Origin of the sequence: Methanobacterium bryantii (assembly GCF_002287175.1) — an archaeon.
GTDB classification, from domain to species: domain Archaea; phylum Methanobacteriota; class Methanobacteria; order Methanobacteriales; family Methanobacteriaceae; genus Methanobacterium_D; species Methanobacterium_D bryantii.
In genome coordinates this window covers 1-14,381 of record NZ_LMVM01000005.1, presented here as the reverse complement: position 1 = coordinate 14,381, position 14,381 = coordinate 1, and the positions used below count along the sequence as shown (strand labels likewise).

25 protein-coding genes are annotated in these 14,381 nt (G+C 33.1%); 20 read left to right on the top strand and 5 right to left on the bottom strand.

Annotated elements, in window-relative coordinates; genetic code table 11:
- Positions 1-11: 11 nt before the first annotated feature.
- Positions 12-485 (bottom strand): hypothetical protein, encoded by a 474-nt coding sequence (locus ASJ80_RS04735; RefSeq protein WP_095652006.1) that lies wholly within the window; start codon positions 483-485, stop codon positions 12-14.
- 274 nt (positions 486-759) lie between these two features.
- On the bottom strand, positions 760-1,353 hold the full coding sequence (gene csa3, locus ASJ80_RS04730; protein ID WP_179288733.1) for a CRISPR-associated CARF protein Csa3: 594 nt from the start codon (positions 1,351-1,353) through the stop codon (positions 760-762).
- Positions 1,354-1,782: 429 nt separating this feature from the next.
- Here csa3 and ASJ80_RS04725 point away from each other — a divergent pair, with 429 nt between their 5' ends.
- The 12 genes from ASJ80_RS04725 (at position 1,783) to ASJ80_RS04670 (ending at position 8,456) form a co-directional block, all read left to right on the top strand.
- Entirely contained in the window at positions 1,783-2,226 is a 444-nt protein-coding gene (locus ASJ80_RS04725) for an FxLYD domain-containing protein (RefSeq protein ID WP_095652004.1), read from the top strand.
- 78 nt (positions 2,227-2,304) lie between these two features.
- The gene (locus ASJ80_RS04720; protein WP_095652033.1) at positions 2,305-2,676 is read left to right on the top strand and encodes a DUF4064 domain-containing protein; all 372 of its coding nucleotides are present in this window, start codon (positions 2,305-2,307) and stop codon (positions 2,674-2,676) included.
- Positions 2,677-2,728: 52 nt separating this feature from the next.
- Entirely contained in the window at positions 2,729-3,109 is a 381-nt protein-coding gene (locus ASJ80_RS04715) for a response regulator (RefSeq protein ID WP_095652003.1), read from the top strand.
- Between the two features lie 53 nt (positions 3,110-3,162).
- The gene (locus ASJ80_RS04710; RefSeq protein WP_095652002.1) at positions 3,163-3,645 is read left to right on the top strand and encodes an ARPP-1 family domain-containing protein; all 483 of its coding nucleotides are present in this window, start codon (positions 3,163-3,165) and stop codon (positions 3,643-3,645) included.
- 22 nt (positions 3,646-3,667) lie between these two features.
- Positions 3,668-4,156, top strand: a complete 489-nt coding sequence (locus ASJ80_RS04705) for an ARPP-1 family domain-containing protein (RefSeq protein ID WP_095652001.1) — start codon at positions 3,668-3,670, stop codon at positions 4,154-4,156.
- 72 nt (positions 4,157-4,228) lie between these two features.
- Positions 4,229-4,543, top strand: coding sequence for a hypothetical protein (locus tag ASJ80_RS04700; RefSeq protein ID WP_095652000.1), 315 nt, complete (start codon positions 4,229-4,231; stop codon positions 4,541-4,543).
- 302 nt (positions 4,544-4,845) lie between these two features.
- Positions 4,846-5,499: a zinc-ribbon domain-containing protein gene (locus tag ASJ80_RS04695; RefSeq protein WP_179288732.1), complete on the top strand. Its 654-nt coding sequence runs from the start codon at positions 4,846-4,848 to the stop codon at positions 5,497-5,499.
- An 11-nt stretch (positions 5,500-5,510) separates the two neighbouring features.
- Complete coding sequence (locus ASJ80_RS04690) at positions 5,511-6,131, top strand: zinc ribbon domain-containing protein (protein WP_095651998.1); 621 nt, start codon at positions 5,511-5,513, stop codon at positions 6,129-6,131.
- Positions 6,132-6,164: 33 nt separating this feature from the next.
- Positions 6,165-6,587, top strand: coding sequence for a hypothetical protein (locus ASJ80_RS04685; RefSeq protein WP_095651997.1), 423 nt, complete (start codon positions 6,165-6,167; stop codon positions 6,585-6,587).
- 45 nt (positions 6,588-6,632) lie between these two features.
- Positions 6,633-7,298 carry a zinc-ribbon domain-containing protein gene (locus tag ASJ80_RS04680; RefSeq protein ID WP_095651996.1) on the top strand — a complete coding sequence of 222 codons (666 nt, stop codon included), beginning with the start codon at positions 6,633-6,635 and terminating at the stop codon, positions 7,296-7,298.
- Positions 7,299-7,311: 13 nt separating this feature from the next.
- Positions 7,312-8,022 (top strand): M14 family metallopeptidase, encoded by a 711-nt coding sequence (locus ASJ80_RS04675; protein ID WP_095651995.1) that lies wholly within the window; start codon positions 7,312-7,314, stop codon positions 8,020-8,022.
- A gap of 23 nt (positions 8,023-8,045) precedes the next feature.
- A complete protein-coding gene (locus ASJ80_RS04670; RefSeq protein ID WP_095651994.1) occupies positions 8,046-8,456 on the top strand; it encodes a hypothetical protein in 411 nt (136 codons plus the stop codon).
- Between the two features lie 33 nt (positions 8,457-8,489).
- Here the strand turns inward: ASJ80_RS04670 and ASJ80_RS04665 are convergent, their stop codons facing one another.
- The 3 genes from ASJ80_RS04665 to ASJ80_RS04655 form a co-directional block, all read right to left on the bottom strand.
- Positions 8,490-9,110: a nucleotidyltransferase domain-containing protein gene (locus tag ASJ80_RS04665; RefSeq protein WP_095651993.1), complete on the bottom strand. Its 621-nt coding sequence runs from the start codon at positions 9,108-9,110 to the stop codon at positions 8,490-8,492.
- Positions 9,100-9,444 carry a hypothetical protein gene (locus tag ASJ80_RS04660; protein ID WP_095651992.1) on the bottom strand — a complete coding sequence of 115 codons (345 nt, stop codon included), beginning with the start codon at positions 9,442-9,444 and terminating at the stop codon, positions 9,100-9,102. The genes ASJ80_RS04665 and ASJ80_RS04660 overlap by 11 nt, the downstream gene beginning before the upstream one ends.
- Positions 9,445-10,042: 598 nt before the next feature.
- Positions 10,043-10,471: an HVO_A0114 family putative DNA-binding protein gene (locus ASJ80_RS04655; protein ID WP_095651991.1), complete on the bottom strand. Its 429-nt coding sequence runs from the start codon at positions 10,469-10,471 to the stop codon at positions 10,043-10,045.
- A 217-nt stretch (positions 10,472-10,688) separates the two neighbouring features.
- On the opposite strand from ASJ80_RS04655, the gene ASJ80_RS04650 reads away from it, so the two are divergent.
- From ASJ80_RS04650 to ASJ80_RS04620, 8 genes are all read left to right on the top strand, one after another.
- Positions 10,689-11,093, top strand: a complete 405-nt coding sequence (locus tag ASJ80_RS04650) for a zinc ribbon domain-containing protein (RefSeq protein ID WP_179288731.1) — start codon at positions 10,689-10,691, stop codon at positions 11,091-11,093.
- A gap of 243 nt (positions 11,094-11,336) precedes the next feature.
- Positions 11,337-11,648 (top strand): nucleotidyltransferase domain-containing protein, encoded by a 312-nt coding sequence (locus ASJ80_RS04645; protein ID WP_095651989.1) that lies wholly within the window; start codon positions 11,337-11,339, stop codon positions 11,646-11,648.
- A 10-nt stretch (positions 11,649-11,658) separates the two neighbouring features.
- Positions 11,659-11,823: a HEPN domain-containing protein gene (locus ASJ80_RS17285; protein WP_218833786.1), complete on the top strand. Its 165-nt coding sequence runs from the start codon at positions 11,659-11,661 to the stop codon at positions 11,821-11,823.
- Entirely contained in the window at positions 11,813-12,073 is a 261-nt protein-coding gene (locus ASJ80_RS17280; protein ID WP_218833785.1) for a HEPN domain-containing protein, read from the top strand. The genes ASJ80_RS17285 and ASJ80_RS17280 overlap by 11 nt, the downstream gene beginning before the upstream one ends.
- Positions 12,074-12,216: 143 nt before the next feature.
- Complete coding sequence (locus tag ASJ80_RS04635; protein WP_095651988.1) at positions 12,217-12,600, top strand: HEPN domain-containing protein; 384 nt, start codon at positions 12,217-12,219, stop codon at positions 12,598-12,600.
- Positions 12,573-12,917 (top strand): nucleotidyltransferase domain-containing protein, encoded by a 345-nt coding sequence (locus tag ASJ80_RS04630; protein WP_095651987.1) that lies wholly within the window; start codon positions 12,573-12,575, stop codon positions 12,915-12,917. The genes ASJ80_RS04635 and ASJ80_RS04630 overlap by 28 nt, the downstream gene beginning before the upstream one ends.
- A gap of 346 nt (positions 12,918-13,263) precedes the next feature.
- Complete coding sequence (locus ASJ80_RS04625) at positions 13,264-13,497, top strand: AbrB/MazE/SpoVT family DNA-binding domain-containing protein (protein ID WP_095651986.1); 234 nt, start codon at positions 13,264-13,266, stop codon at positions 13,495-13,497.
- Positions 13,494-13,883: a type II toxin-antitoxin system VapC family toxin gene (locus tag ASJ80_RS04620; protein WP_095651985.1), complete on the top strand. Its 390-nt coding sequence runs from the start codon at positions 13,494-13,496 to the stop codon at positions 13,881-13,883. The genes ASJ80_RS04625 and ASJ80_RS04620 overlap by 4 nt, the downstream gene beginning before the upstream one ends.
- Positions 13,884-14,381 lie beyond the last annotated feature (498 nt).

Below are 14,381 nucleotides of genomic sequence, written 5' to 3'. Positions count from 1 at the left end.
AAATAAATACATTAATTATTTTTTTTACTTTGATTATCTAGGGCGGTTAAAATTAATAATCCGATAACTCCTAAAATAAATCCAAATATATTGTCTTTAAAAGCAAATTGGTATATTCCACCTATAAACAAAATTAAGCCCAATAATGCACATACGCCTGTGTTATTCTCAATTTCATTATCTGTAAAAGTTAAAATTAACCCTATAACTCCTAAAATTGCCCCGATTAAGTTGTCTTTATAAAAAAATAGGTATGAACCGATTAATAATAAGGTTAATCCTAATAGTAGTAAGATAGTGTCCCAGTCTTTTGCTTTTATTATTATTCTTTTATGACTGTTAGGGTTATATTTTTTATTTAAGCTTTTGATATATTGTTTGTTGCCTAAATACGCATGAACATGACAATAATCATTTCTTGACTGTGTTTGGTTTTTGCATCTTGTGCCATTTTGTGTAATTGCTTTACATTGTTTTTTAGTCAACTAAATTCCTCTATTGAATTACTGGAAAGTCGTTTATTATATGTAACTAGATATTTAACTTGTTTTTAAATAGTTACAATTGATTAGATTAACGAATAAAAGGAAAAAGTGGGTTAAATTGAATATGTCTGATTATTATTGCAATTTTCACTCAAATAAATTATAACTTTTTTTGTAGCTTAATAAAACTTAACTATAATTTAATTGCAAAATGAATAAAATTAAGGAACTAAAATCCAAGATTCTATTAAGTTATATGAATCATTTAACTAAATCAAATAATCGCTAGTTTCCCTGCAGTAGTTATTTCAAGTTTATCCTTATTTATAAAACCCATCACTCTTAATTCTCTTATGTGATTGTAGGTCATCCCTCGGCTTATTCCAACTTTAACTGCTAAATTTTGCACGCTTATTCCGTTTTTGGTCAGCTCTTCAAGTATCATTCTTTTGGTTGCTGAAATTCCGAAGTTTAAAATAGGGAGATCTATAACTGTTTTATCTTCTTCTGTAACGTAAACAATACGTTCTACCTGGTCTTGTCGTGCATAGCATCCAAAGAGAGCTCCAAGAGCCTGTGGTTTCCGTCCACCGCTCACATTCACGATTATTTTTCTTCCATGTGCATGTTCATATTCAATCGATTCTGCAGCGTCTTCTGCAATTTTTACAACATCATACAGGCTTGTTATCTTGGTCTCTATTTCAACTACTTTTCCAACAGTTTCTTTAAGCATTCTTTCTGCTTCACGCTGTTTGCTGTCTGAATCTTCTTCCCTAAGCAGAACTATTTTTTGCGGTGAAAATTGTGTAATACAGAACATCACTGGTTCGATTGAGTATATTGTTGAGATTAATGTATTTTCCATAATATCACCTTCTTATATTATCGTGGAAAGCTAAATGCTTTTTATCATTGTTTAAGTCCTCTATTTTAAGGATTAATATACTTTTCTAGATTTAACGCGTTCATTAAACCTTTTAGCTTTAATATTTTTATTTTTACACATAATTTATATGTATGTACTAATTAATATTTATTTATACATATAAATCATATATTTATTCTATTTTTACTATTTAAAATTATATTTGTGAATGAAAAACATATACACTTATATATTAGTCATTACAAGATACATAATTGAACTCAAATTGGGGGCGGGTTTAATTGAAGTAGATAGATTAAGCAATTTTGCTATGTATTGGCCGTAAAAACGCTTTTCTTATAGTAATAATAGTTTAATAAACTTAAAATTTTAAAAAAAATTAAAATTAAATATGTTTGGAGGTAAAAAATGGATAAGAAATATTTAATTGCAATAGGGGTACTCTTAATTGTTGGTATTGTAGCTACAAGTGGATGTACTGATTCTTCCACAAGTTCTGCATCAAATTCATCTCAAAGTACAGCACCACCCTTTAAAATTACAGATTTAAAAGTAACAAATGGTGGATATGGAGATTATGCTATAAAAGGACAATTGGTTCCTACTCGTGATATCGACTACCTTGAAATGGTTACTGTATGGTATGATTCCAGTGGCGCGGTTATTGAAAGAAATTCCCTTGCTTGGAATATGAACGACCTTAAATCCGGACAAAAGGTTAAATTTTCCACTAATGATTATATCAGTACTGATGAAGGAACTCCTTCTAAAGTAGAGCTTCTAGTGTTTGATAGTGCATTTGCAGGTGGCGATGATTCTTCTGCAATATATAAAACTACTTTGGAAGTTTAAATTTCATTTATTTTTTTAATTTTTAGACTTATGTTTGTAGAATTTCTGAATTGTAAAATAAAAGATGGGGATGAAGTTATGGTAGAAGAAATAAAACGAGAAGAATCAATCGAAAACTTAAATGGGACATCAAGAACTTTAGAATTAGTTTTAGGAATTATTGGTGGATTTTTTGGATTAATTGGAGGTATAGGGGCTGTAATGGTCGGGAGTATAGGGGACGCATTCAGCGCATCCGGTGCTTCTGATATAATGATTTTAGGTGTTGTTGCAGTTGTAGTTTCAATTATGGGGATAATTGGGGCAGTACTAGTTAGGAATAAGCCTAAATTGGGCGGATTATTAATGATGCTAAGTGGAATAATTGGCTTCATATGTATTTTCCTATTTTATGTACTTGGTGGTGTTTTCCTTGTAATTGGCGGTTTATTGGCTTTAATAAGGAAATAAGGATGTAGTTGATCAAAGTAGGGGAATTAACTGGAAGAAGGGATTTTTAGGTATGTCTGAATTGAAGATCCTCATTGTTGAAGATGAGGGCATTATATCACTGGAAATCACGCAAATACTACAATCACAAGGGTATCAGCCTTATGCCGCCTTTTCAAACGAAAATACCGTAGAAAAAGCACAAAAAATTCAACCTGACTTAGTATTGATGGACATTAAATTAAATGGAGAAGATGATGGTATAAAAACAGCTATAGAAATCAATGAAATAATGGATGTGCCAGTTGTATATCTTACAGGATGTGCTGATAAAGCAACATTAAATGCAATAAAAGCGACTGAACCTTATGATTACATACTTAAACCTTTTGATGGCTATGAATTAGTCAGTACTATTGAAATGGCTCTAAATAAACATAAATTAAATCTTTAAGATATTTTTTAAATTGAAATTGTTTATACTGATTAAAAAAGGGGAAATGTTGAATGGAAACTGAAATAAGCAATTTTCTGTCTAATTTGGAATTTGGAGACATACAAGAGTTTGAACAAATGTCAGTATTTCCAGTATTTGCAGATTTAGAAGGAAGTGTTGATTATATCACTTTAAAAGAAGCTATGGCTGATGGTTTACTTATAATTTCAGAGGTTGATGAAGGAGGGTCTGTTCCAGAATTAAAAGTAACAAACTGTGCTGAAGTCCCTGTTTTGTTACTTGATGGGGAAGAACTGGTCGGTGCAAAACAAAATAGGATAATAAATACCTCTATTTTACTTAAAGAACTTTCTGATATCACTATTCCTGTAAGTTGTGTAGAAGAAGGCAGATGGTCATATGAATCGGAGAGTTTCACAGATTCAGATAATATTGCATCGTATAATGTGAGAAATAAGAAATCTGCATCTGTAAAAAGATCTGTAGAAAATTATGGATGCTATTCATCGGATCAAGGGGGAAGTTTGGAATGAAGTTCATAACTTGCAGGAGAAAATGGAATGCTATTCTCCAACCAGTGCTTTAAGAGATATTTATGAAGCTAAAGAAAAAGATCTAAATGACTATTTAAATGCATTTGAACCACTGTCTGGACAAAAAGGATTGTTAGTATTTATTAATGGAAAAATTATGGGATTTGATGTTCTATCTAGTGCTTCTGCTTATAATAATCTCCATAAAAAATTAATTAAAAGTTATGCACTCGATGCTCTTGTGCAAAAGAAAAATGGCGGCATTAAATCTGATATTAACTCAGATAAAGCAATTAAATTCATTAAAGGTGTCATAAAAAGCGATGAAAGCAAACATAAATCTGTTGGATATGGATTTGATTATAGATTTGCAGGGGATTCGTTTATTGGTTCTTCTCTTGTTTATAAAGGAGAAGTAATTCATGCATCATTTTTTAGGAGTGTTGAAATTGAGGAAAATGAAGTTGGGGGAATATTAAGGTTCAGTCAACGGGCTAATTTTAGAATGTAACTAAATTAGTTCTTTAAAGTAGTCATATGTTCATTAAATTATTTAATGAAAAATAGCGAAAGGGGTGAAATTATGGGAAATGGAAAAACACTAGCAGGTATTATAACGATTTTCATAGTTTTAGTGATAGCTATCTCGGGGTGTACTTCAAATGCCAGTGATACAAGTTCTTCTTATTCTTCAGATGATGGTGGAAGCTCATCAGAATCAAGTGATGATGGCGTAGCTACTGCGTATCATGATGATGAATTAGGAGCAACTTATGGAACTACTGACAGTGGATATGGATATGCTCAAAGTGACGACGGACGTTATACTGCAGTCAGTGATGGAGAACAATCAGTTGTCTATGACAGTAAAACAGATAAATATTACTCTTACAGTTGATTGTTTTTAAATTTTTTATTGTTATTGTGAGCAAATAAAAAGTGTTATTGTGATTTTTGAGATATATGGTGAATTTTAGGAAGTATACAATAAGAATATTTTGTTATTTAATCTGGAAAGTATTTATCTTCGGTTATCAAGTATTAAAGTCTTCTTTAAATTGATGAATTTGTTATTAAACAATAATATTTTAGCATCTCTTTAATTCATCAAATAAATTTTTCTATTTGGATATAACCGCAAATATTATTTTATTATTTAACTGATATTGAATTATAAAGGGGATTTAAGGAGGTATTAGAGTGACTTTTTGTCAAAAATGCGGGTCTGAAATAAAGGAAGACGCAACGTTTTGTAAAAATTGCGGAACCAATACAAAAAACTCGCAAGCAAACTTTACAGAGTATTTAGACGGTAAAATAAATTTATTTGGAACAGATAACTTACTGGGTAGATTAAATAGGAAAGTAAACCTGGTTGGAATTTATGTGGGACTTGCAGTTTCACTTTTAGTTTTACTCATTACACCTGTTTTTTATGGAATATTCGTATCTTCAGGAGCATTAAGTCTTGTTGGATTATTATATTTAGTTTTGTTATCAATGATGCTTTTAGGAAGTTTTGTAACAAGTATCCTTTGTTGTAGAACCTATTCTGAAGGTATGGCTAATGGAGGATTTCTAGGATTAATAGCTCTTATTAATATGGGTTTCATTTTAGGTGCGGTATGGTTCTCTGCTATTGCAATAGTAAGTCAAATGGCAAGTGCCTTTAGTTCCTTTGGAGGGTCATCATCTTCTTCAGTCAGTTCTTCAACATTACCTTCTAGCGGATCCGCTGGATCCGTGCTGCCATTAGCTGAGCTTATAATTTTGCCTTTTTTGATGATAATAGTTGGAGTAATTGGCGGATGGCTTGGTGTATTCATTAAAAAGTTAGTTAAAAATAACATGTAAGGGGATTTAAAATGTTTTGTCCAAAATGCGGAACTGACAATGATGATGATGCCAAGTACTGTGAAGGATGTGGCCGATCATTGCAAAAAGGTATCCATGAACAGAATATGCAAAGTAAACAGAAAAATGAAAATAGCGGCATGAGTAACGGTGTTAAAGTTCTAATTGTTATTTGTGTGGTTTTGGTGGCCGGTATTGGGTTAACTGTAGGGATGTTGCTTCAAAACCCTGCAAACAGCGCTGCCAATAATTCCAAACAGGACCAGGTAGTTACAACCACACAATCACCAGATACTCAGACTTACCAGCCAACATGGCACAAAGTAGCGGTTTATACAGGACCTGGAGAAGATTATGGAAGTTTTACAATTAAGGGCAATCAGTTTAAAGTAACCATGTCTGCCGTGCCTGCAATAACTTACACTACCAATTATCTTGATGTGTATGTGTATGATGGGAATACTATTGGAATTAATACGGTGGGTTCGGGCACATTATCCTGGTCTGAAACAGAAAATCCCGATAAAAAAGAAGATTCAATTCTGGTTTCTCACGGATCTGGAGTATACACCCTTGATATATTACCAACAGATATTGACAATTATGCTGTTACTGTGTGGGATTATTATTGAAGCACAGAAAGGGAAATTTTTCAGGGAGATACTATGGAAAAGACTGTTAAAATTTTAATTATTGTCTGCATAATCCTTGTTGTGGGAATTGGGGTGACAACAGGAATGTTAATAGAAAAGAATTCAAAAGTGCCCAATGTCTCAAACGATTCTACAGGAAATCATTCAGTGCAAAATACATCTCATATGCAGGTGAATACTACTCAAAGCACGTCTGAATCCAAATCAATAAAAACTAAATCAATATATGCAGATTCTGCTAAAGTATATAGTAAAGCCGAAGCATGGGTTAAGCGTAATTATCCTGAGGGATACACGGTTTCATACCCTGTTCTTGGGGATTTAGCAGCAATTAACAATACATATTACAGTTATTACATGGAAATCGACGACGATAATGGTAATTATGTACGTACATTAAAGGCAAGTGCATATTCGGGTGAATTATTCCCTTAAATTAGCACTGAACAAAAAATGAATTATAGTTAAGGAGATTTAAAAGTGTATTGTCCAAAATGTGGATCAAATAACGATGCAGACGCTAAATACTGTGAAAAATGTGGAACTCTCATTAAAAAAAATACGAAAACAGGTGAAGAACATACAAATCCGTCTGTTAAATATCTTATTGTAATATGTGTAATTCTGGTTGCAGGACTTGGAATAGCTGCAGGATATGTATTTTACAATAATTCAGGAACTTCTAATTCATCACAGGTACAAAATAACGTAATTTCTGAAAGTACCGGGTTTCCACTGTCTGAAACTCCTAATTTAGCTGCTGAAATATATAACTCAGGTGAAACTATTGCAACTGTGCAGTATAAAGGTATCACTTTAGATAAAAATCAGTGTCTTTACATTCTATCAAAGGCTATTGTGATGTTAAACCAGGGAAAAAGTGGAAATATATCTATTGAGAAGTTTGGAGATGCCAGTGATCCTGGAGGGGTTTTAAACAGTGCGTTTATAACTAAGTTTGAATATGTGGATATGGCTGGCAGGACTTATAAATGGATGGATGCTAATGGCCAGGCACCTAATCATACGGGTATAGATTTTTCAGGATCTCCCGATCTTTCACCAGATGTAACACTCAAAGCATTTGCAAAAGTCTTAACAGAATACAAAGACACAGGAAAATTGCCTGCGAGTGTTTCTGTATAATCAAGTGATTTCAATGAATAAAAAAGGAATAATAGGCATTACAGTCCTATTAGTAGTTGTATTTGCAGTAAGTTTTGTTATCTCTTCAAGTTATCTTAAGAATAACAATACTTCAATTTTAACCACTTCTGCAGGAGGTAGTTATAGTTTAGGGAGTAATGAACGCGGCTATGTTGTAAAAGAAGGGCCTTACGGCAATGTAAGTTCTCCAGTTAAAATTGCATATATCACTGGAGTCCATCCATTAGAATCTAAATCTCACAAAGCGGCCATAGACGCAATCAAAACCCAGAATAAATCATTGCATTACTGTTATTATATCTACAAAATCAATGTTACAAAAGATGCGGCTGATTACGATAAGGGCAGGATGAACGGTCAATTACTGGCTAACCAGTATGTGGTTCCTGACATTAAGAGCCAGAATTTCCAGTTAGCTATTGATATTCATTCTAATGAAGGGCATTATCTGGAGAAAAGATTTATTTTTGCCCCTCAAGAGGAAAAAAGATCAAAATCAATTGCACTCATGATTAAAAATAAAATACCGTGGATGGTCTATTATAATCCTTCTCCGCAGACAAGCCCTCAGTATGTTACAATTCCTTTAATAAATGCAGGGATCCCTGCCGTGTTGTATGAAACATATGTCAATGACTCATATGCTTTTACTAAAGAGCATGCTGATGAATTTGTTTCAGCTGTTGATAATCTAAAACTATAAAATATTAAAAAGAAGATGGTTGTATGGATAGAACAGTTAAAATTTTAATTATCATCTGTATTTTCCTTGTTGCAGGAATTGGATTAACTACGGGAATGTTGATAGAGAAAAATTGGGCTAATACTCCAAATAATTCGATAGGAAACCAGTCAATACAAAATACGTCAAATACAATAGATAAACAGTCAAATACCACAGTTCAAAACCATACAAAAAATCAGGCCCATAATGGTGAAAAATTATTCAAAGGCCAGTATTATACAATTATAAATAAAGAACTGAAATATGTGGGCGAATCATGGCCAATATGTCCATTTTGTGGTTCAAAAGATACTGGTGATGTGGGAACAAAAACGGAGGGTAGTTACTGGTACTATTTCTTCCATTGCAATGCTTGTGGTAAAAATTTCGTTTCCTATGCAAAAAGTAGCTAAAATGGATTATATGGGAAATTCGTATATTCTCTGTCATATCCATATTTTAGTCAGACTGTATTTCACACGTTTTTCATCAAACAATTCCAGTATTTCATCTGTTTTTTTAGCTTCAATGATGAAAGCTGCTCTTCCGATCTTTTTCCCGTATTTAGAAACAATTCCTTCCCGTTCACTGATGTATTCCTTGTTTTTATGAGTTGTTTTGACTTTATAGCCGTATAACTGCCTTTTAACAAACATTTTATCCTTTTGAGGTATATCTCCGTAGGTGTATGAGATAAAAGCTGCTGGTTTTAAGAACTCTTTCTGGCCTAAAATAAGTTCCGGCTTGCAGTGCAGTACAGTTCCGTCTTTAACAACTTCCCACAGAAAATCGGAGTCTATTACTTCGCTTCGGTTAAAGAATACGAATGAAAAAGGATTTTTAAGCCGGTATTTGTCCTCAATTTTAACTGCAATTTTCTGGACTTCCTGTCCCTCTTCCCCAATTTCTGGATTCCTGCCCTTAGAATTAAACATTAAAAAAATATCGATATCACTTTTTTTGTGCATTTCGTCCTTTGCAGCGGATCCAAAAAGGATAACTGCCTCAATGCCAGGTATATCTTTTAAACTTTGCCCCAGTTCAAAAGCAGCATCTTTAATCTTCATTGGCCCACCTTATAATCTGGTTTAGTATTTTAAGAACTTCATCAACTGTTTCGCCGTTGCCTTTACCGCCATACCACCGGCCGTGCCTGATTGTTTCTAATCTACCAAATGCAATTGCTATTTCTTCTTCATCTCTTTCTCTTAAAAATCTCTGAAGTCCGGTATGTATGTCTTTATGTGCACCGAATCTTGTTTCGCATCCGTAAGCAATATAATGCATTGAACATCCGTACGTCAGCTCTACTATGGAACTTGTGTGATCTTTATCTGATTTGAGTAGATCTATACTTTTCCTGATTTCTTTACCTCGTTTAAGGTGAGATTCTGCGTTCATATAGAAACATCTCCTGTTATACATGTACAGAATTGGTGGTATATTTATTTTTCTGTTAATACATAACTGTAAAAATAATTCTGTTACATAAGTACAGAATAGTGTGATACCTGCATATTCTGTTACTGTATAACATAAAACATTGAAATGCAAAAAATTATTCTCTGTGAAATTCACTTGTTTGCCAAAAAGAAATTAAATCTATGGTGAGTTTATAAAACCCATTGTTTTAAATTATTTAGTTACGTGGGGTTAAATAATTTTCAATTCTTTTCAAAACTTCAAAGCCCAAATCTTCTTATTTCCCAATCTTTCCCATCCATAATCACAAACCATAACAAAGTATAATTACCAACCAGTATCCGAATAAATTTTCTTTTTATCCCACATTGTATGGTGACAAGAAAATGCTTAAATGGTAGATCTCAAGTCGTGGAAGCATTCTAAATGAGAAAGATAATTAAAAGGTTTAGATGAACTTTTTTAAGTAATGGGGGCACGATGCAAGTGACTGGCATCAAATTGAACAAGGAATTATTCTAAAAGAGTTTAAAAAAGATGAATCCACTGTAAAAGCTCAAGTGGTGTCATCATAAATCTATATTGTAATTTTTATGCTGTTGTACCTCAAAGCAGGTGTCACATTATCTTTTTGTTCTCTGTGCAGTATTATGAACCCTGCTTCTTCCAGCCCTTCAAGTTTTGAATGAACTTTTTTAACATCTTCATGTACCATTTCAGCGAGTTCTTCTACTGATTTTGGATTTTTATTTTTTATATGGTCCATCAGTATTAATTCAAGGTCATCTATGGGCATTTCATGGGTTAATATCCTTCTTTCATCTTTAACTTCAGCATCTGGATGGTTTAAATGGTATTTCCAGTCATCAAGGTTTAATTGAAGAAGTACGTTTTCTGGATCTTCCTCAAGCAGTTTTTTAAGGTTTTCAAGCGATTTATATTCATATTCAAAATCTTTAATTAGTTCGCTTCCGGTTATTTTTCTTTCAAGTGTTATATGTATCATGTAGTTAGTCCTCGCCTTGTGATAATAATAAAACTGTTTAATTTGATTTATGTATTTTTATCAGTTCGATTCAAACTTTCTTCATCTAACATTCCAGCCCCTGTGTATTCGATCTATAACCATAAACCATAATAATGTATACTTAACAAACCACTATTCAAACAAATTTTCAATTTAAATATCAAATTAAGTATCTTTACACTGTGGAGGTTGTATAGTGACAAAAGAATGTTCAAACTGCGGCGCTCAAGTTGCAGAAAATGTTAAGTTTTGTACGGAATGCGGTGGTAAAATGGAACAGGAAGCGCTGAAATGCCCGAGCTGTTCTGCAGAACTGCCTGAAGGCACCAAATTTTGCATGGAGTGCGGTACAAAGGTCGGGGCCGAGCCAAGGGCTAAACCTAAAATTGAAACCGCACCAAAAGAAGCTGTCTGCCCTAAATGCCGTAAAAAGTTCCCAGCCGGCACTAAATTCTGCAAAGAGTGCGGAACTCCTATTAAGCCGCAAGTTTCAGGGAAAAAGAAACCTGAGGACGAGGTGGATAAAATCCTTAAAGAAGCTACAACTGCGGGTAAAGGTCTCTTGAAAGAGGCTGACAGCCTGCTTAAAAGGTTCAGATGAACCCTTTTTTCACTCTTTTTTTATATATTACATTAAATACTCTATTGTGCTAGATTTTGGGAAATTAAATCAACTAATTTGAGTTTTCTCTAAATTTTTATATCTTTTATTTTATTAATAAAACAGATCGCTTCATGAGCCCTTTCTGTTTTATTGATATAACAGTTATCTTTGTAATTTCAATTAAATTTTTTAGACCCTATAATATAGCAAGATTTTAATAATTCTCACACATATAATTAAATGATTGAAATGAACCGAAAACAAATAGCAGAAGAATTCTCAAAGTCTATAGATTATCCTGAAATAGATAAGATAATATTATTTGGTTCTGTGGCTCGTGGAGAAGATACAGAAGAGTCGGATATTGATCTTCTCATAGTTTCGGGTAAAAAGCGGGAAACTAAGGATAAACTCATGAGAAAAGTCAGTGATACACTGCTTAAGTTTGGAGTTTACATTTCTGCCAAGGTCATTTCAAAAGAAGAATATGAAAACCTGGAAAACACTCATTTTATCTCCAATATCAAAAGAGAAGGTGTGGTACTTGGATGATGTAAAACTTTTGGTAAAAAATTCAGATGAGAAGCTTCTGGCAGCTAAAACTCTTTTTGAGAGTGGCTTCTATGGTGATGCTGTAAGCAGAGCATATTATGCGATGTTTTTCGCAGCCGTCGAAAAATCAGAGATTTTTCGGGCTGCAAAAATTCAAAGAATTTTTGACAGCTAGGGCTTTGTTATCTAAAAAAGATAGTTATCCAAGGACATATAGAGGTTTAATTTCGCAATTTGGACTCCTTTTTGTAAAGGAAGAGAAATTTAAAAAGGAACTCTTCGATCTGCTTACAAGAGCTCAAGAAGATCGAGAAGAGGCGGATTATGGTTTATTTTTGGAATTAGATAAAGAAGAAGCATTAATTATAATTAAGGGTGCAGAATTGTTTTTAGCCGAATGTAAATCGATTTTGCCGAATCTTTGAGCGGGTAAAGGAAATTCCAGTTTGGACATACCAATTCTATTTTTTGCATCATGAAATTCATGCGCCTAGAAAGATCAATTACCTTGAAATAAGTGTCATAAACTTTAATACTTTGATGCCATAAATAATATTAGAGGTTTAAAATGAGAGAAGAAGTTTCTAACTGGTGGAAACAGGCCCTGAAAGACCTGGAAAGTGCTTCTAAAAATTTTGAAATAAAAGAGTATTATGTGGTGGCATTTTTATCTCAGCAGGCCACTGAAAAGGCGCTTAAGGCACTTTATATTCATACAGTTAAAGAATCTCCAGGTCCGACTCATTCATTACTTTTTTTGGGAAAAAGTGTTAAAATTCCAGATGAATTTTTTAGCGGACTTCGGAAATTAAGTCCTGATTTTGTTATAACCCGCTATCCAGATGCTGCTCATGGAGTTCCTTATGAACTTTATGATGATGAAATAGCGAAAGAAAGGTTAAAAATTGCAAAAGGCGTGGTAAAATGGGTCAAGAAGGAATTAGAGAACTAAACGATTTTTTGTATAATCTAAAAAAGAATTTTAGCCCGAACTTAATCCTTCTATTTGGCAGCAGGGCTAGAAATGAATACCTGAAAGAAAGCGACTACGATTTTATCATTGTAAGTGAAAAATTTGAGGGTGTACATTTCCTTAAAAGAATTGAACAGGTTCTTTTATTTTGGACTATCAATCAAGATGTGGACATTTTACCGTATACTCCTGAAGAATTCGAAAAGAAAAAACAGGAAATTGGGATAGTAAAAGAAGCCTTAAGTGAAGGTATAATTCTTGAGGATAAATTCCCAGAAAGAGCTGCTGTATATTAACCGAATAATTCAATGGCCCAGAAAGTATAAGTTGCCAGGTGTTTCAGGTTATTGTTCTATAAAATTTCATTATGGTTAATTTTTGTATTTTATTTAATTTCTGTTACATATGTGCAGAATAATGGGGTATCTGCATATTCTGTAACTATATAACAGAAAATACTGATTCAAAATATTAATTGAGCACTTTTATGTCGTGTTTTTTGTGCAACATTTACTTTTTTCACTATGTTAATGGTACTAATTTCATATATTCCAAAAATACTTTGAAAATCATAAATACTTTGAAGATTATATATTCATTAAGTACGCTGTGTACTTTGAAAACTGAAATAGTGGTGATATCATGACTAGTGAAACTAAAATCTCAAAGGGTTTTCAGACGGTGGTTCCATCTGAAATAAGGAAAAAATTTGATGTTGGCCCGGGGGATGTTCTGGAATGGAAACCCACAAAAAATGGTGCCGAAGTAAGGTTCCGTAAGAAGGTGTCCTTTGAAGATATACTGGGCATGATCGATGGGCCTGAAACTGATGCTGTTGAGCTTAAAAAGAAGGTTCAAAGGGGAGAAAAACATTGATATTTATAGATTCTTCATTTTTCATTGCTTCTATTATTAAAAGGGACCAGTGGCATAATAGAGTTCCTGAAATTTTTCCAGAAATAAAGGGAAATAAAAAAATAACATCTGTTCTAGTACTTTCAGAGGCCGTAACTCTAGCTGGAAGTTTAGGTGGCGGTAAAAAAGGTGCACTGCTTTACAATTATATAATTGATAATCATGAAGTGGTTTATGTAGATAAGGATCTAAGTTTCAAGGCTATGGAAACTTTTCTTCAATATGATGGCAGCCTTTCTTTTGCAGATGTTGTTTCCTTAGAAATTATGCAGCGTGTTGGGGCAGATACTATTGTTTCATTTGATTCTGATTTTGATAAAGTGAAAGGAATCAGGAGAGTACATTAACAAGCTTCGTAGTTTCCTGTTAATATTATTGATCTTAATTTTTAAATTTGCCAGTTTTTCTGTAGTTTAACTTTCTCTAAATCTCATTATCTTGAAGTATACTTGATTTACATGCACAGTGAAACCAAAATGATATAATCAACCGTGCCAGAGGCTCTCCATAGGTATCGCAGTAGGTAACGCACTAAGTGCCCCACCAGTATCTAATTCTTATTTTATATATCTAGATTCTGAGTATTGAATTGTGTAGAAATTTAGGGATCTGATTTAACCTAAAAAATAGAATGTAATTTTTATTCTCTTTTACCTTAAATTTGGTGGTATTGATAGTTTGAATTTTCTAATTTTGTGCAGTATTTTCTAATATGTTTGTTAATCTATAGTTTGCGCGTATAGTATGCGTTGGTTTGAAAAGAAATTTTCGGCTGTTACGCTTATAAAGTTACTATGGTTTAAGGCGTCGGTTGGAGTGTGATAATATCATTCTGTGAAGACTGG